This window comes from Diaphorobacter sp. HDW4A (genome assembly GCF_011305995.1).
Taxonomy (GTDB): Bacteria; Pseudomonadota; Gammaproteobacteria; order Burkholderiales; family Burkholderiaceae_C; genus Diaphorobacter_A.
Map to the genome: position 1 here is coordinate 162483 of NZ_CP049910.1, position 17999 is coordinate 180481.

12 protein-coding genes and 1 tRNA gene are annotated in these 17999 nt (G+C 61.4%); 3 read left to right on the forward strand and 10 right to left on the reverse strand.

Annotation, left to right across the window (positions count from 1 at the left end; genetic code table 11):
• Positions 1–16: 16 nt before the first annotated feature.
• Both tauA and G7047_RS00765 read right to left on the reverse strand, forming a co-directional pair.
• A complete protein-coding gene (gene tauA, locus G7047_RS00760) occupies positions 17–1024 on the reverse strand; it encodes a taurine ABC transporter substrate-binding protein (protein WP_166299787.1) in 1008 nt (335 codons plus the stop codon).
• A gap of 583 nt (positions 1025–1607) precedes the next feature.
• Positions 1608–3029 carry an FAD-binding oxidoreductase gene (locus G7047_RS00765; protein ID WP_166299789.1) on the reverse strand — a complete coding sequence of 474 codons (1422 nt, stop codon included), beginning with the start codon at positions 3027–3029 and terminating at the stop codon, positions 1608–1610.
• Positions 3030–3375: 346 nt separating this feature from the next.
• On the opposite strand from G7047_RS00765, the gene G7047_RS00770 reads away from it, so the two are divergent.
• Complete coding sequence (locus tag G7047_RS00770; protein WP_166299791.1) at positions 3376–3777, forward strand: nuclear transport factor 2 family protein; 402 nt, start codon at positions 3376–3378, stop codon at positions 3775–3777.
• Positions 3778–4010: 233 nt separating this feature from the next.
• Positions 4011–5450, forward strand: coding sequence for an amino acid permease (locus G7047_RS00775; RefSeq protein ID WP_166299793.1), 1440 nt, complete (start codon positions 4011–4013; stop codon positions 5448–5450).
• 298 nt (positions 5451–5748) lie between these two features.
• Here G7047_RS00775 and G7047_RS00780 read toward each other — a convergent pair whose 3' ends face one another.
• A complete protein-coding gene (locus tag G7047_RS00780; RefSeq protein ID WP_166299795.1) occupies positions 5749–7290 on the reverse strand; it encodes a PLP-dependent aminotransferase family protein in 1542 nt (513 codons plus the stop codon).
• A gap of 313 nt (positions 7291–7603) precedes the next feature.
• Between G7047_RS00780 and G7047_RS00785 the strand changes: the two genes are divergently transcribed.
• Positions 7604–7680, forward strand: a tRNA-Arg gene (locus G7047_RS00785).
• Between the two features lie 176 nt (positions 7681–7856).
• Here the strand turns inward: G7047_RS00785 and G7047_RS00790 are convergent.
• The 7 genes from G7047_RS00790 to G7047_RS00820 form a co-directional block, all read right to left on the reverse strand.
• Positions 7857–9092, reverse strand: a complete 1236-nt coding sequence (locus G7047_RS00790) for an acetate/propionate family kinase (RefSeq protein ID WP_166299797.1) — start codon at positions 9090–9092, stop codon at positions 7857–7859.
• A 6-nt stretch (positions 9093–9098) separates the two neighbouring features.
• Complete coding sequence (locus tag G7047_RS00795) at positions 9099–10544, reverse strand: bifunctional enoyl-CoA hydratase/phosphate acetyltransferase (protein WP_166299799.1); 1446 nt, start codon at positions 10542–10544, stop codon at positions 9099–9101.
• Between the two features lie 253 nt (positions 10545–10797).
• Positions 10798–13134 (reverse strand): CHASE2 domain-containing protein, encoded by a 2337-nt coding sequence (locus G7047_RS00800; RefSeq protein WP_166299801.1) that lies wholly within the window; start codon positions 13132–13134, stop codon positions 10798–10800.
• Between the two features lie 21 nt (positions 13135–13155).
• Positions 13156–14802, reverse strand: coding sequence for a FecR domain-containing protein (locus G7047_RS00805; protein WP_166299803.1), 1647 nt, complete (start codon positions 14800–14802; stop codon positions 13156–13158).
• Between the two features lie 159 nt (positions 14803–14961).
• Entirely contained in the window at positions 14962–15675 is a 714-nt protein-coding gene (locus tag G7047_RS00810) for a response regulator transcription factor (protein ID WP_166299805.1), read from the reverse strand.
• Positions 15676–15905: 230 nt separating this feature from the next.
• Positions 15906–17201, reverse strand: a complete 1296-nt coding sequence (locus G7047_RS00815; RefSeq protein ID WP_166299807.1) for a tryptophan--tRNA ligase — start codon at positions 17199–17201, stop codon at positions 15906–15908.
• Positions 17202–17249: 48 nt separating this feature from the next.
• On the reverse strand, positions 17250–17921 hold the full coding sequence (locus G7047_RS00820) for a site-2 protease family protein (protein ID WP_166299809.1): 672 nt from the start codon (positions 17919–17921) through the stop codon (positions 17250–17252).
• Positions 17922–17999 lie beyond the last annotated feature (78 nt).

The window sequence follows — 17999 nt, forward strand, 5'->3', positions numbered from 1 at the left end:
TTCGCGATGCCGTGGCTTACTTGCTCAGCGCCTTCTTCACATACGCGTCAGTGACGAATGCGGAATAGTCGGGTTTGACTTCCTGTATGCGGCCCTGCGATTTCAGGAAGGTCGCGGTGTTGCTCATGGCCTTGGCCGCGCCGCCGCCCAGCCACTGTGCGTTGAGCTGCTCTTCGGCGCTCGGGAATTTGTACAGCGCCATGGCGGCAGGTACGTCCTTGGCGTCGGCCTTGCACCACTTGGCGATGGCCTTCACTTCGCTCGACTCGGGTGTCCACTTGGCGAGGTTGTCACGGACCTGAGCGCTCGCGCGGTTCAGAGCCTTCACGAAGGCGACCATGAATTCCGGATTTTCTTGGGCGAACTTCGATGTCACCACGATGCCTTCGAACGTCGGGAAACCCATTTGCGCGATGGAGCCCGAAGTGGCCAGCACCTTGCCCTTTTGCTTGACCTTGGCGAGCACCGGGTCCCACACGAAGGTACCGTCGATGTCACCACGTTCCCACGCGGCGGCGATTTCCGGTGGGCGCATGTTCATGATGTTGACCTTGCGCGCGTCCACGCCTTCCTTGCCCAGCGCTGCGATGAGCTGGTAGTGCGCAGTGGAGACAAAAGGCACGCCGATGCGCTTTCCTTCCATGCCCTTCAGGCTGGTAACGCCGCTGCCGTCGCGTGCGACCAGGGCTTCGGCGCTGGCGATGTCGGCGGAGACCCAGAACAGCTTGATGTCCTGGCCCTGGCTGGCTGCAGCGGTGAGCGGGCTCGAGCCGAGTTCTCCCATCTGCACGTCGCCCGAGGCCATGGCACGGATCACGTCGCCGCCGCCCGAGAACATGCGCCAGTTGATCTTGTAGCCGGTCTCCTTCTCGATCTCACCGGACTCCATGACCAGACGCAGCGGAACCAGCATGTCCTGGTTCGCGAACGTCACTGTCTTCTGCTGGGCGCACACGGCCCCCGTGATCGCCAGCGCTGCCGCTGCGATGCCTGCCTTCAGCACAAACCGTTTTTGCATTGTCATTTTGCTTGTCTCCATTGTTTTAGAACGAAATCGGTTGAACTACAAAACCAGAAAAACACTTCCCTGCCGACATCACTCCTGTATACCTTGACGACCCCTTTTCTGGTCCGAATCCGAAAGCCCGCACACGTGTATTTGTGAGCTTTCCATTTGCACTGTAGTGAGCAACCGAGTGCAGGCTGTAGGGCCAGTTGGTGTCTATCGTTAGGTCCAGTGGCTTATCGGGGCAAGATTTGTTGAACAAACGCGACCATGCAACCGAGTGTGAGGATGGGGCGCGTAGCCCGCAAAGCCTTGCACAGAGCGTGCATCGCGATGGTGCAGCGCGGGATGGAAAGTGCGCGCCGGACGTGCATAGGTGACGGGTAGGTGCTTTCACTGATGTGCTCGCAAGAGTTGAACAAGAGGCTCCATGCACGGCTTTGGAGCGGCCGTGTCGGAGTTGTTGTTGCACTGCAAAACACGTGCCAATGAAAATTCTTAAGTTGTTGAAAATAAAAGAAAAAAGGAGACTCCTTCCTTGCGGAATGAGCCTCCGGAAATCGCAGCGGGAGCTACGTTTACGACCTTTGAATGGCGCGGATCAGCCTTGCTCGTCTTGGTAGTGATACCAGTGGTAGAGGAAGCGCTGGCCCATGCGTCGGAAGGGTGCGAACGCTTCGGCGCGCACCGTGTTGAACACGTTCGGGTATTCGAGTGGCGAGTTGTAGATGGGCAGCTCGAACGCCTTCAGATGCTTGCCCGCGATGCGCTGTGCCATGCGGCGACCGGCATGTGCAGAGAACGACACGCCGTTGCCGCCGTAGCCCACTGCGTAGAAGATCGATTCCTTGGGATCGGGCTGTGTGATGCGCGGCATCATGTCGTGGCTCACGTCCACCCAGCCCCACCACGAGTAATCGATCTTGATGCCCTTGAGTGCCGGAAACTTGAGGTGCAGGCCGTCCACGAGCTTTGCCATGTGCACCGGGTTCGGTGCGTCCGCACCGGTGATGGCGCTGCGGCTGCCGATCTGAACGCGGTTGTCGGGCAGGCGGCGGTAGTAGAAGCGCAGCGTGCGCGTGTCGGTGATGACCTGCGTGGTCTTGAAGTTTGTGGCTTCGAGTTCCTCGGGTGTCAGCGCTCGCGTGACCAGCGAGTTCGAGAGAATCGGCATGATCTTGTTGCGCAGCTGCGGGTGCAGCTTGTTGCTGGTGTAGCCGCCGGTCGCGAAGCCCACCGACTTGGCCTTGACCACGCCGCCGGGTGTACGCAGATAGTGCACGCCGTTCTTGGTTTCCACATCGAGCACGGGGCTTGCGGGGTGAATCTTCACTCCGAGCGAACGGGCCTTGCGCATGTAGGCGAAGGCGAGCTTGAGTGGGTGAACGCCGATGCCATCGGGCTCGTGCATGGCGCCGAAGCTGTCAGCGTCATTCACCCAGTCGCGCTGCACGTCTTCCTTGCTGAGCATCTTGGCGTCGTAGCCGAAGACATCGCGCATCAGCTTGGTTTCGCTGCGCAGAAAGTCCATCTTCTTTTCGCGGTGGGCGATATAGAGGTGACCGCCGGGCTGCGGTTCGCATTCGGGAAATTCCGCGACCAGATCCTTGAAGGTTTGAAAGCCTTCGCGGATTTCGGCGTCGAGCTGGAGTGCGGTTTCCTTGCCCCAGCGCTCGACCCAGCCCGAGCGGTACAGGCGACCGCTGGCGTTCTGGCCCTGACCGCCGTTGCGGCTGGTGCAGCCCCAGGCGCTCTGGTTGGCTTCGAGCACGATGGCCTTGATGCCATGTTCGCGAGCGAGGAAGAGGGCGGTGGCGAGGCCCGTGAAGCCCGAGCCGACGATGACCACATCGGCTTCGATGTCGCCGGAGATCGGGCCGTCATCTTCGGGCGGAACGCCTGCCGTACCCACCCAGTAAGTAGGTGCATAACCCGTACCCTGACCCGGATTGGGCATGACGAGCGGGTCGTACTGTGGGTCGTAAGGGCGCATGTAGCTGGGGCGCACGTCCTCTGCCTTCATCGTGGGGTCTCCTTTTTGCGCCGCGGCGGTCGCTGACGGCGTCAATGTCCAAAAGTTCTGAATTCCGGGTCGTCACCATGCGCTCGGGCAAAAAGAAAAGAACGCATTGCGACAGTGGAGGTCAGCATATCCAGCCGTCTGCAGCGCAGTTAGCGCCAGAGGAGAAGTTTCCATAGGTCCAGACAGGACGGTTTTGTTCGCAAAAATCGCTGGACTTAACGATAGGTCCGCGCTGGTTCTACGAAAGCCTTGCCAGCTTGCCTAATATCCGCTCCATCGTTTCGTTTGCCGCGCGCCGCTTTTCTGTGCGCACGGCAGTATGCTTTTTGAAGGACAAGGAGACAGCATGAGCAACAGCGCCAACCAACCCGATGCGCAATTTCTGGCACGTTTTGCCGACGCATGGAACAAGCACGACATCGACGCGCTGATGAGCTTCATGGCAGATGACTGCGTGTTCCACGCGGTCGCAGGCCCCGATGAACTGGGCAAGAGCTTCGTGGGCCGCGAGCAGGTCCGCGAAGGCTTCATGGCCGCCTGGGGTGCATTCCCCGACGCCGCATGGCTGGATGGCGACCACTGGGTGAATGGTGACCGGGGTGTCTCCGAGAGCACCTTCAAGGGCACGGCCGCCGACGGCTCACGGGTGGAAGCGCGCATGGTCGACATCTTTACTTTCAAGGACGGCAAGATCGTCGTGAAGAACGCCTTCCGAAAGAACCGCCCGGCCCTGGCCAAAGCGGCCTGATCGAAGCAGGGCTATCACCCCGCCGCAAGGCACCCATCAGTTCCGAGTACCACGTCGCCACGCTGCAGGAGCTTGGCGCGTGTGGCTGTGCTCGTCGCTGACTTCTCCACTCGCAACGGACAACCGGACGCAGATACCGGAGCCGGCCACGCTGTGCGCTCATGTCTGAGATCCAGACCAAGCACTGCACAGCAAGGGCAGAGTCAGGACATCCGAAAACAAGGAGACATCACATGCATAACCCCCAAACCTCCGCGTCGGGGCTTTCGACCGGGCTGAAAGAACGCCACATGACCATGATCGCCCTCGGTGGCGTGATTGGAGCCGGTCTGTTCATCGGCTCAGGCGTCGTCATCAAACAGGCGGGTCCTGCGGCCGTCATTTCCTTTTTGATCACCGGCCTTCTGGTCGTGCTGGTGATGCGCATGCTCGGCGAGCTGGCCTGCGCCATGCCCGGCGGCGGCTCGTTTTATGAATACTCGCGTGAAGCCTTTTCCGACCGCCCCGGTCTCTCGCGCCTCGCCGGTTTTCTGACCGGCTGGATGTACTGGTATTTCTGGGTGATCGTGGTGGCGCTCGAAGCGGTTGCGGGCGCCGATTTGCTGCGCTACTGGTTGCCTGATGTGTCCGGCTGGATCATCAGTCTCGTGTTGCTCGTGATGCTGACGCTGACCAATCTGGTGTCGGTGAAGTCATTCGGCGAATTCGAATTCTGGTTCTCGTCGATCAAGGTCGCCGCCATCGTCGTGTTCCTGTTCGTTGCCGGCGTGCACGTGCTTGGCTGGACGCCCGGCACGCACGGCCTGCAGATTGCCAACCTCACGCAGCACGGCGGCTTCGCACCGAACGGCTGGGTGCCGGTGCTGACGGGCGCGGTCGCCGCAACGGGCTTCTATTTCGGTGCCGAGATCGTGACGATCGCCGCCGCCGAAACCGCAGAACCCCAGAAGGCCGTCGCCAAGGCCACCAACTCGGTGATCGCCCGCGTGCTGGTGTTCTACGTGGGCTCCATCCTGCTTGTCGCCTGCCTCGTGCCATGGAACAGCAAGGACATCGCGACGCCCTACGTGAGCGCGCTCAACGCCATGGGCGTGCCCGCTGCAGCGCAGATCATGAACGCCATCGTGCTGACTGCCGTGCTCTCCGCACTGAACTCGGGCCTCTATGCCTCGTCCCGCATGCTGTTCGCACTGACCAAGCGCGGCGATGCGCCGAAAGCCCTGGCCAAGGTCAGCAAGAACGGCGTGCCGGTGCGTGCCATCCTGTTCGCCACGCTGTTCGGCTACGGCGCCATCGTGATGTCCTACGTTTCGCCCGACACCGTGTTCGCGTTCCTCGTGAACTCCTATGGCACTGTCGCGATCTTCGTCTACATCCTGATCGCCATCTCGCAACTGCGCTTGCGCAAGCGCCTTGAGCGCGAGGCTCCGCACCTGCTCAAGGTGCGCATGTGGTGCTTCCCCTACCTCACCTGGCTCGCCATCGTAGGCATGTCCTCCATCGTGATCGCCATGGCCTTCATCCCCGAACAGCGCACCCCGCTGGCCCTGGGTGTGGTGAGCTTGGGCATCCTGCTGATTGCCTACTTCATCCGCCACTTGGTGAATGGCGGCAAGGCCCCGGAAGACCGTATGTCCACCCACTTCAAACCAGTCAAGCTCAAGAAGAGCTGAGCAAGTAAGAGCTAGGAAAGAAGAGCAAAAGCACCGCCGCGCGAAAGCGTTGGCGGTGCTTTTTTCATTTCAGAATTCAAACTGAGTAGAAAGCCGAAAGGGCAGCAAAAGTGCCTTCTAAAGCGGCGGGCCCACGAAGCAAGCTGGGCGTTGGAACTCTCCGCCCCAACGCCAAGACAGCCCCTCAGGCCATGCGTCGAAGCCGCAGACCGTACGCCTGCTCGGCAAGATTTCGCAATGGCGCATGAGGGGCTGTCTTGGCGCGAAGCCATCAGACCTCGTAAAAACAAACAAAAAATCAAACCGACTTCATTGCGGCGGACAGGGCTTGTATTCCTTGGGGGATTTTGTGGGCGGGTATGGACTGATATCCCACTCGAATGAAATTCCCCGGCGCCACCGGCGACTTGAAGAAAATATCCCCCGGCTCGATCAATACCCCATGCTCTGCCGCGCTGCGCGCCAGCGCCATTGCAGATACGTGATCCGGCAACTGCACCCAGCACGAGCCACCGCCACGCACCGGTGTGATGCGACATTCGGGCAGGTGCTCTTCCATGGCCGTGATGAGCGCCGCATGGCGCTCCTTCTGCGCTTGTGCAAGGCGACGCAGTTGCGCCTCGTAGTGCCCCAGAGCGATGAACATCGCCAGCGTGCGCTGCACGAAGGTGGTGGGGTGGCGGATCATCAGGCGGCGCAGTGCGCGCAGCTCTTGCAGCAGCTCGGGAGCGGCGACGATGTAGCCGATGCGCAGGCCCGGCGCGAGGCTCTTGGAGAGGCTGCCCACGTAGATCACGCGGTTGCTACGGTCCAGGCTCTTGAGGGCGGGGACGGGCTGGTCATCGAAGCTGCTTTCGCTTTCGTAGTCGTCCTCGATGAGGATGATGTCCTCTTCCTGCGCCATGTTGAGTAGCGCGTGGCGGCGCTCAAGCGGCATGGTCACGCCCGTGGGGCACTGGTGGCTGGGCGTGACATACAGATAATCGAGGTCGCGCAGATCGCTGGACAGCGGCAGGCCGTCGCCGTCGACCTGCATGTACTTGAGCTGCGAGGTACGGCTGGTGAAGATGTTGCGCGCGTCGGGGTATCCGGGGTCTTCCATGCCGACGTGCGAGTCGTCACGTAGGAGCAGGTCGCCCACCATGTAGAGCGCATGCTGCGCGCCGACGGTGATGATGATTTCCTCGGGCGAGGCCCAGACGCCCCGGCGCGGCAGCACCTTGGTCTGGATCTGGTGGATCAGGCTGTCGTCGTCGCGTGTGATGTAGTCGGGTGCCCATTGCTGAATGTCGAGCACGCTCAGCGCCTTGAGGCAGCACTCGCGCCATGCGGCCGTGGGGAACAGGTCCTTGTCGAACTGGCCGTAGAGAAACGGGTAGGGAAAATCCTGCCAGTTCTGTTCCTTGACGATGCTGCGCTGCTGGCTCGGGCGCAGCCACAGGCGCTGGTTCCAATCGGTGGGATGAACTGCCGAGCTGTCGCTGGAGGGCTCGGCAGCGGCGGCTGCTGCGGTTGTTGTCTGCAGCTTGCGGCCCTGCAGCACGTCGGGGTGGATGAAGTGGCCCTTGCGCTGGCGGCTCAGCAGAAAGGATTCTTCGGTCAGTTGTTGGAACGCCAGTACCACAGTGATGCGCCCCACGCTCAAGTGGCGCGCGAGTTCACGGCTGGAAGGAACGCTGTCGCCGGGCGTCAGCACACCGGCCAGAATCGCATCGACAAACATTTCGCGGATCTGGCCCTGAAGGCTCAGGCCGGGCTTGGCGCTACGATGGAATAGTTGCTCCCACATCGCGCCGGAGGGTATCGTCGCATGCGCATGCGTTCGGGAATCCGTCGTCATTTCTTGGTTCTTTGCACTCACACTTGGCGGGCCGGATTGGCTCGGCCCTTCCAACGTTGTCATCCTTGGCTGCAGCAGTTCCTTGCGGAGCCGCAGGCTTGCGCTGCCGTTCCGATCATGCAGGTCAGAGCATCCGAGCGGCTGACGGCGAGCGAAAGCATCATTGACGAATTGACTGCATGGGGCAAGCAGATTTGTAATTTGACACGCTTGGGGGCGGGTCCAATGGCTCAAAGGGTATTTGCTAAGTATTTTCCAAAAAAAAGGCGAATTTGATTTCGGGTCGAAAAACTCCGATATAATTCGAAGCTTAGCGGCTGTAGCTCAGCTGGATAGAGTACTTGGCTACGAACCAAGGGGTCGTGGGTTCGATTCCTGCCAGCCGCACCAAAACGTGAAGCCTCAAAGCAGAAATGCTTTGAGGCTTTTTCGTATGAGAATTCTGAACACCCCCTGAGCCGTTCCCCCTCTCGTGCGCTGCGGAGGGAACACCGCCAACGCTGCGGGCGGTCTTTGCTCGGCGGTCACTCGCCCGGGTCGCGCATGAATGACGCGTGGAGATCAAATCAAACAATGCATAGCAGGGCTGCGGCATCTCTTGCGGCTACGCGGCCTTCGTCGGTGGGGATGACCCAGACTTCCACCGCGCTGTCTTCTGCATGGATGGCGGTCGGGTTTCTTCCTTGGGCTTCGCGGTTGCGCCGTTCGTCGATGCGTACGCCCAGCCAAGCGAGGTGTCTGCATGCGGCCTCGCGCAGGGCGGGGTCATTTTCGCCGATGCCGCCGCTGAAGGCGAGCAGGTCGAGTCCTTCGAGGCAGGCAACGAGCGCGCCGGTTTCTCGCACCACGCTGTGGGTGAATTGGGCGATGGCTTGTCTGGCATGGTCATCTTTGCTGGCACTGGCACTGGCACTGGCACTGGCACTGGCACTGGCACTGGCAGCGCGCAACGTGCGCATGTCGGCGGAGAGGCCGGAGACGCCCAGTAGGCCGCTCTCTTTATAGAGCAGGTTCTCGATGCGTGGGTGGTCCCAGCCTTGCTCCATCAGGTAGAGCAACACGCCGGGGTCGATGCTGCCGCAGCGCGAACCCATCATCAGACCGTCGAGCGCTGAAAAGCCCATGGTGGTGGCGATGCTGGTGCCGTTCAACGTGGCGCACAGGCTTGCGCCGCTGCCGAGATGGGCCATCACCACGCGTTGATTGGCGCGTGCGCTGTGATCCTGCAGCACTGATTGGATGTATTGGTACGAAAGCCCATGAAAGCCGTAGCGGCGCACGCCCTGTGCGCTCAGTTCGCGGGGCAGGGCGAAGGCGTAGTTGAGCTCGGGCATATGCGCGTGGAACGCGGTGTCGAAGCACGCCACCTGCGGCACGAGCGCGAATGCTTCTCGGAAACGACGTATGCCTTCAAGGTTGTGCGGCTGATGCAGCGGCGCGAGCGAGTTGAACTGCGCAAGCTGCGCGAGCACCGCGTCGTCGATCAGAACGCTGCTGGTGTAGATGCCACCGCCATGCACCACGCGATGGGCGATGGCCTGGATCTCGGGCAGTCCTTCAAGCTTTGGAACGAGCGCGCGCAGCTCATCGAGCGAGGCCTTGAAGGCGGTGCTGCCGAAAGGAATGAGCAGCTCGCCTTTGAACTTTTCGTCGCGGTATGTCCAGCCGAATTCGGGTGTGCCGCCGGGCTGCAGGCCCTGCACCGACCCCGCCAGAATCTCGGGCAGCACCTGGCCGTTGAGTACCGGGTGCAGCGAGAACTTGAGCGAGGATGAACCCGCGTTGATTGCAAGAATCGCCATGCTGACTCAGACCTTTGGTGTTTGCGTCGGTGTGTTGGGGGCGGCCGATCTGCTGCGCGCGTCATGCGCCATCATCAGGCCGAGCAGGGCGGACGCGGCGCGTGCGCGCGGGCCGTCGGCGCGGCTGGTGAGGGCGATGGGAACGCGTGCGCCGAGCACGATGCCCGAGCCCGATGCGCCCGCCAGGTATTCGAGTTGCTTGGCAAGCATATTGCCGCTTTCGAGATCGGGCACCAGCAGGATGTCGGCCTGTCCGGCAATTTTTGATTGAATGCCTTTGATCCGTGCTGCCTCGGCCGAGATGGCGTTGTCGAAGGCCAGGGGGCCATCGAGCTCGCCGCCCTGAATCTGGCCGCGATCGGCCATCTTGCACAGCGCTGCGGCGTCGAGCGTGGCGGGCATATTCTCGGCTACGGTCTCCACGGCCGCGAGGATGGCGACTTTGGGCGTGGCTACGCCCATCACCTGCACGAAGCGGATGGCGTTCTGCACGATGTCGATCTTCTCGCCGAGCGTGGGCTGGATGTTGATCGCCGCATCGGTGATGAACAGCGGCTTGCTGTACGCCGGCACATCGAAGCGGAACACATGTGAGAGGCGGCGGCCGGTGCGCAGCTCGGGCTTGGCGAGCACGGCCTTGAGCAATTCATCGGTATGCAGGCTGCCCTTCATGAGCATCTCGACCTCGCGGCGTGCAGCCATGTCGGCGGCCAATGCGGCGGCGGCGTGGCTGTGTTCGGTGGAGTGAATCTCGATGCCATCGAGCGCGATGTTCGCCTCATCGGCCACTTGGCGAATACGGGCTTCGGGGCCGACCAGCACGGGGATGATGAGACCCAGTTGGGCTGCATCGAGCGCACCGCGCAACGAGCCTGCATCGCAGGGATGAACGACAGCGCAGCGCACGGCGGCCAGATCCTTGCCGAGCGCGAGCAGTTGCTGGTGGCGCGCCTCGGGATCGTAGAGCGCGATGAGCGGCGCGTTGATGCGCTGAACGCGCAGCTTCTCTGTGGGCGCGAGCAGCTTGGCGCGGCCCTTGAGAACTAACTCGCCCGATTGGTTGCGGACCTCGCAATCCATGAGCACGCGATGGCGTGCATCGTCCTTTTCCGCGACGGTGGCGGTCACCGTGAGCGTGTCTCCAATATGCACTGGACTCGTGAATTGCAGCTCCTGCGACAGGTAGATCGTGCCGGGTCCGGGGAACTGAGTGCCGAACAGCGCTGAGATCAGCGCGCCGCTCCACATGCCGTGGGCGACGACCTGATGGAATGGGGTGCCCTGAGCAAAATTCGGGTTCATGTGCGCGGGATTGATATCGCCAGAAACGGCTGCGAAGGCTTCGATGTCGCGTTGCGAGAGCGTGCGCACCAAGCCGGCCCTCTGACCTATCTTCAGCTCGTCAAATGTGACGTTTTCCAGCCATTCTTCATTTGGGGGTTCTGGGGTCATGTTGTGGGCGTTACGAAGTTTGTTCGGCTTCGATTGGTTGGTCGTTTGGCGTTGGGGGGAACGGGTTGGCGGCCCGCTGCTCTGGCTTGGTCCGCTGTTGGGGAGAGGATACCTGTTGGGTTCGACGATGTCTGGTTTTCTGCTTTTTGGCTACTGTGTGCGTCGCGGACCATGACGTGGTTGCCGGGGGCATCGCCGCGCGGGTGTTCTTGTTTGATTTGTGCTGAGGAGCGTTGAAAAGGCTGTACCTGCATCAGGCCGCGTCCGGCATGCTCTTGGGCACATGCAGGCGGAATTCCGTACCCGTGCCGGGTTCGCTGACCACGTCGATGTGACCACTGTGGCGCTGGATCACCGTGCGTACGAGTGCGAGACCCAAGCCAATGCCTTGAATGCCGGGATGGCTGCTCTCATGCAGGCGGCGAAAGGGCTCGAACAGCGAGGCGCGCTTTTCGGCGGGAATGCCGGGACCCTCGTCGCGAATGCTGATCACCCAGTCCTCGCCTTCGGTGAAGAGGTTGCAATGCACCATGGTCTGCGGCGGACTGAATTTGAGCGCATTGCTCATCACGTTGCCAATGGCACGCCCGATCATGCTGCGGTCACCCCAGCAGGCGGCCACATCGGGTTTGCTTTCGAGGCGCACCTGTACTTGTTTTTCCTGCGCATTGGCCCATGCGTCATCCACACTTTCTTCGAGCAGCGCACCCAGGTCGAAGGTCGTGAGGGTATAGGACTGCGACTGTGCACTGGCGAGGCGCACAAAGCCTTCGGCCATCGACAGTGATGACTGGGCGTAGCGCTCGATGCGCGGCAGCAGCTCGGAAAACGGTACCTGATCGGGATATTCGCGATGCATCTCCAGCAGCGTGATGATGGACGCCACGGGCGACCGGATGTCATGCGAGATGAAGTTCAGCGCCTCGTCGCGCTGCTTCTGCGCACGGCGCATGTCGGTCAGGTCCACGAGCGTCACAAGCCATCCCGCATTGGTGCTGGCCGCAAACGGTTTGCACAGGAATAGGAAAAAGTGGCCCTGATCGTCGCGGCATTCCTGCTGGCTCGGGATTTCGGGCCATCTGAGCGGGTTGAGCGACAGCAGCGGTTTGCCCGATTCGGTGTGCACCAACTCGGAGAGGAGTTCGGCGAGCGCGTGACCGACGGGATCTGCCGTCGTGTCCTCCACCAGCCGCGAAGCCGCGGCGTTGGCCAGTGTGATCACGCCGAGACTGTCACAGACGAAGGTGGGTGAGGGCAGTTGGCGCAGACTGTCGCTCACGAAATGGTGCAGCTCTCGCAACTGTTGCGTGGCCTGCTCGACGGCGTGAATGCGGCGCTCCAAAAAGTCGCTGGGCAGGATGCGGTTCGAGCGGGGAGCGGGTGCAGCGGGCAGTTTCATGCCGTCCAGCGTCAGGTCGTGCATTTCCTGACTCAGAAACATGGCAGCAGCAGACAGGCGCCGCCAGCTCCACAGCGGATAGCTCAGCAGCACGCCCATCATTCCAGAGGCGGGCGAGAACTGCCAGCCGGTGGCAAGTGTGGTGACCGCTCCGACCAGCAGCATGAACAAAAACATCAGGCTGCAGGCGGCCAGTGCGGCGAAGGGACCGAGCAGCAGCACGGCGATCAGCGATGCGGCCACGGGCAGCAGATTGAACACCAGATTCCATGTCTGAGGAGCGGGCATGATGCGCATGCCTTCCATGCGTGCATTGAGCACATGGGCCACCAACTCGACACCCGGAACGCGATCTGCGGACGGGCCAACGGGGGCAGCGAACATGTCGCCCAGACCCGTGGCCGTTGCGCCCACGAGCACATATTTGCCGCGAAACGCATCGACTGGAACGCGCTTCATGAGCACGTCAATGTAGGAGTATGTCGTGAACGTCGGTCCCGACTTGGAGCCCTTGGCGAATGGAATCACGCGCAATTTGCTGCGCTGCCATTCTTCGGCCGCTTGGGGCACGCTTGATCCGTCGCAACCGGGATACTCCTGTGCGCTAGCAGCGCATTGCATCGCGAGGCTGAAGTGTGGTCGCATGGCGCCTGCGGGGCCTTCGAACAGATAGAGGCGTCTGGCCACACCGTCCGAATCCACCTGCACATGTACGTGGCCCAACTGCGCTGCTCCTTGGCGGATCACGGGCAGCGGCGCATCGACCGACGCACTCGATTCATCGGTACTGCGGATGATGGGTAGCACGACGCTGCCGTTGCGTGCAATCGCCTGAGACAGGATGGTGTCGTCGCCGGGGTAGTCGGCGTCGGGCTCGCTGAACAGCACATCGAGGCCGAGCGCGCGCGGGGATTGTTCGGTGATCTGGTCGAGCAATTGCGCATGCAATGCACGACGCCATGGCCAGCGGCCGATGGCTTCGATGCTGCGATCGTCGATGGCAACGATGACGATGTCGCGATTGGCCTTGGGCGCATGCAGACGGCCGCCTGCATCATGAATCAGGTGATCAACGCGCTGCAGCGCGTCATTCATGCACAGCCAGGTAACCAGGCAGAGCAGCACCACGGTGAGCAGCGACCACTCGCGTTGCTGGAGTTGCGCGCGACTGGTGGGGCGAAAGGGACTCATGCGCTCAATGACACCGGCGTGTCATTTGCGTGTGAGCGGTTCGCCGTCGGACGAGGTCAGCGGTACGCCGTAACCGCTTTGCACTTCGGCCGCAGCACGCACCTGCCGGGCCGCAGAGAATGGGCTCTCAAGACCGGTGGCGGTGTCATGTGTCTTGATGCGCACGTAATAGGTGCCCGGCTTCACGTCCGTGGCGTCCCACACCGGCTTGTCGAGCTTCTCGTCAGAGAGGATCTGAGCGAAGTCCTCGGTGCGCGCTAGCTGCAGGCGGTAAGTCTGATCGGCCTCGCCGGGCCATTGCAGATGCAGACCGGGAACATCCTCGGCGCTGTTCATGGCAGAAAGATCGGGCGTTGCCGGATTGTTCGCGAGCTTGAAGGCCTGCGGCTGAGCGAACGGTCCTTGATCGGGCGAGCCGTCTGCCAATTGGCGAATGCTTGCTGCACGCCACAGATAGCTGCCCACGGGCAGGCTGGACAGGAGTGCGCTGCAGTCGCCGGTATTCTTCTGATCGAGCAGCGGCTGGGCAAACCCGGCCACATCGGCCGCGACCTGGAGGCGATACGTCTGTACTCCGCTCACCGGTGTGCATTGCAGCGTGCCGGATGTGCGTGATGTCGTGCCGCCCGGTGCGGGTTGCTGGTACAGCGGTGGTGGCGGTTGGGTCTTGACCTTGAGCTTGCGCTTGGCCGGCATACCGGGCAGTTGCTGATCGTCGATGGCACGTGCGAGGATGTAGTAGTCGCCATCGTCCACGAGCTTCATGCGCACCTGCGCGGACGGGAAGGTGCCACTTCGCAATACTTCGGACATCGACTCGTCGCGCGCGATCTGCACCTGATATGCGCTCGCCTGCTGAACGGGTTCAAGCTGCAAGCTCAGGAAGTTCGAGTCTTCCATCGTTTCGGGGAGCTTGGTCAGGTCTGGCGATGGCAGCAGCGTCTGGGCCTGACCGAGTTGCCCGTCGCGATTGACGGCAATGCCTTGTCCTTCATTGATCAAGGCCGCATTGGCCTTGTCGCTGCCCTGCACCGAGACGGTGCCATGGGTGACCGACGATAGCGCGTTGCCGCCGTCCGTAAGGGAGACGTCGAAAGTGGTTCCGCGCACGCTGGTGGTGGCGCGCGGCGTGCGGACTTCAAACTTGCGGGTGGGGTCGGGCTCGGTGCCGACGGTTGCGTTCACGCCACCCTTCTGCATCTCCAACACCGATTGCAGGCTGCCGGCACGACCCTTGCGGCGCAGTTGCTGCAACTGTACGTCGGACTGAGCCAGGATGCGTATCAGGCTGCCATCGGCCAGCTTGACCGTAACGAATGAGTCCTGAGCCACCTTGATCTCGGCACCTTCGCCAAGCTTGTGTCCAGCCTTGAGTTCAGCAGGTTCCGCACCCGGCGTGGTCGCTACCGTTGCCTGTCCTTGCACAAAACTCACCTCTGCCGATTGCAATGGCAGGTATTTGACAGGAATGCGAAGAATCGATCCTGGTTGCAGATGTCTGGGATTGGAGACTTGGTTGTACTTTTGCAACTCGGGCCAGAGCTTGACGTCCCCGTAGAAGTCGGTGGACAGACGCTCCAGGGTGTCACCCTGCTTCACGCGATGCTCGATGAATCCGTCAGGATTGGCCAGCGCGAACAGCGGCAGGGCCGTGGCAGCAACTGCCACGGCCCTGAGAATCAGTTGTTTCGGCGGTGAATGACTCAGCAAACGAACCACAGTACTTCCTCCCGGACAAGCATCATTATTCCAGCCTTCGCACTTTGGCGCGCGCTGGTGACCCTATCCTACAGAGTGTCCGGTCCCATGGTGCAGGGGGGCTCTGGATTACATAGAAATCAAAGCGTCTTCGCTCTTGGGCTTGACGGCTTCGAAACGATAACCCATTCCGTAGACGGCTGTCACGATAAAGCCATTGTCCGGCCGCAGGTCGAGTTGACTGCGAAGGCGCGAAATGTGCGTATCGAGCGAGCGAGAGATCACGTCGCTGGTCTGTCCCCAGATGATTTCTCGCAAATGATCACGAGACAGGAGACGTCCCATGTTCTGGAACAGGAACAGAGCGAGGTCGTATTCGCGGTTCTTGAGTTCGACGGGCTTGCTGTCCATCTCCAGCGTGCGGGTCTCAGGCAGAAACCGGTAACGGCCGAACTCCAGCACTTCGTTGACGGCCGCAGGATAGGCTCGGCGCAGCAGGGCACCTACGCGCGCGGTGAGCTCGCCCACGCGCACGGGTTTGACCATGAAATCGTCGGCGCCGCAGTCCAGACCTTCGACAATGTCGCGCTCTTCCTGACGGCTGGTGACGAACAGGATCGGCAGATCCAGCCCAACGTGCTTGCGCACCCAGCGCACCACCTCAGGGCCCGAGGTATCTGGCAGGTGCCAGTCGACCAGCAACAGATCGAAGGTGTCGCGCCGCATGTCCTTCATGAGGGCCGAACCGGTTTGATACGTGTGGCACGAGTGCCCCATGTCGGTTATGGCACGCTTGAACAGCTCGAGCTGCAGTGCGTCATCATCCAGAGCCACAATACGCATGGAAATCCTTGCAGGAATGCATTGGGAAAAAGCTTCGCCTGAGTATAGAAAGCAGACCGCTGAACTGCACATTCATGGTGCGAAGTTAACATTTGTTAACCGCTCCTGTAACAGCCCTGATTCCTGCTTGATATACATCGATTGTGTTTCCGCAAATTTCTTGCAGATCGTGCACCAATTCGGAGGCAGGGACTGCGGTGTAATGCCTTCGTCGCCTTGTTCTCTATCGGTCAGGCGGCGTTGCGCAAAGCCTCCAATGCAGCCTGCACATCCGCCAGACTCACACCCTCTGCGAGGGTGACCTGCGAGGCCAATGCCGCCAGCGAGTCCGCATCCTTTTGCAACTGTCCGATGGCTTGGCCAGCCTCCTTTGGTGCGGTGAATCCAACGCTTTGCATCAGCAGCTTCCCGTCGGCCGCCACGAACTTGAAGTAGAACTTGCCATTGGCCTCCCGGTATTGCTTGAAATTTGGCAGCGCAACCTTGGCTTCCTTGGCAGCCTTCTTGTTGCCAGCACCTGCGCGCAGGCTGCGCAGGCCCACGGCTTCGCGCAGGGTCTGCACGAAGGGGTGGGACTTGGCGCGGGCACGCTCTTCGCCGATCTGCAGCGCGGCTTCCACCTTCTCAGGGTTGGCCATCAGATCGTCGTAATGTGCGCGCATGGGCGTGATTTCGGCATCGATGCACTCGAAAAGCGCCTGCTTGGCGTCGCCCCAGGAAATGCCGTCGGCATAGGCGCGGCGCATGGATTCGGTCTGCTCGGGCGTGGCAAAGGCCTGGTAGAGCTGGAATAGCGCAGAGCCCTCCACTTCCTTGGGCTCGCCTGGAGCGCGGGAGTCGGTCACGATGCTGCCCACGAGCTTCTTGAGCTGATCGCGCGGAGTGAACAGCGGGATCGTGTTGTCGTAGCTCTTGCTCATCTTGCGGCCGTCGAGGCCTGCGATGGTCGCCACGTTTTCCTCGATGGCGGCCTCGGGCAGCGTGAAGTGTTCGCCGTAGAGGTGGTTGAAGCTCGATGCGATGTCGCGCGCCATCTCGATGTGCTGAATCTGGTCGCGACCTACGGGCACTTTGTGGGCGTTGAAGATCAGGATGTCGGCGGCCATCAGCACCGGGTACATGAACAGGCCTGCGGTCACGCCGTCGTCGATGTCGCGCCCGGCCTCGGTGTTCTTGTCCTGCGAGGCCTTGTAGGCATGCGCGCGGTTGAGCATGCCCTTGCCGGTGACGCAGGTGAGAAACCAGGTCAGCTCGGTCACTTCGGGCAGGGCCGACTGGCGGTAGAAGGTCACCTGCGCGGGATCGAGCCCCGCCGCCAGCCAGCTCGCGGCGATCTCCAGCGTCGAGCGATGCACCCGCTCGGGGTCATGCGCCTTGATGAGCGCGTGGTAGTCGGCCAGGAAGTAGTAGCTCTCGACGCCTGGATCGCGGCTGGCCTTGATGGCGGGACGGATCATGCCAGCGTAATTGCCGAGGTGCGGTGTGCCGGAGGGGGTGATGCCGGTGAGGAAGCGGGTGACGGACATGGTTGAAATGAAAATTCAAAAAAGCAGGATATCGGGGGAGCCCGAGGCTCAGCCGAGCAGGAGTGCGCGAAACGGCAGCATCAGCAGGCTGATGACGTAGTAGCCTGCAGCCATCAACGGCTGCAGCCAGAACGTGCTCACCACGCCCATGATGACGAGGCCCATCACGATGAAGAAGCCATAGGGTTCCAAACGGGCAAACCATTGCGCCTGCTTCCAGGGCAGCAGGCCGACAAGCACGCGGCCACCGTCGAGCGGGGGAAGCGGAAACAGGTTGAACGCCCACATCACGAGATTCACCATCACGCCGGCCTTGGCCATGGCGAGGAAGAAGCGCTCGTTGACGTCGAAGGCCACCAGAACGATCAGCACCAACGCCCACAGAATGGCCTGAATGAAGTTGGCTAGTGGACCTGCGAGTGCCACCCAGATCATGTCGCGCTTGGGGTTGCGCAGGTGCGAAAAGTTCACCGGGACCGGCTTGGCGTAGCCGAACAGAAAGGCTCCCGATGTCGCAAAATACAGCAGCAGCGGCATCAGAATCGTGCCGATGGGATCGATGTGCTTGAGTGGGTTGAGGGTGATCCGACCCATCATCAGTGCTGTGTTGTCGCCAAAGTGACGGGCCACATAGCCGTGAGCGGCCTCGTGTACCGTGATGGCAAAGAGCACCGGAAGGGCGTAGATCAGAATGGTTTGGATAAGGTTGGATGCGTCCACACGGCCATTTTCGCAGACCTGAGCGAGGGGGAGGGCGCGAAGCCCCAAAAACGTATTGGTACCGCCTTGAGTCAGGGC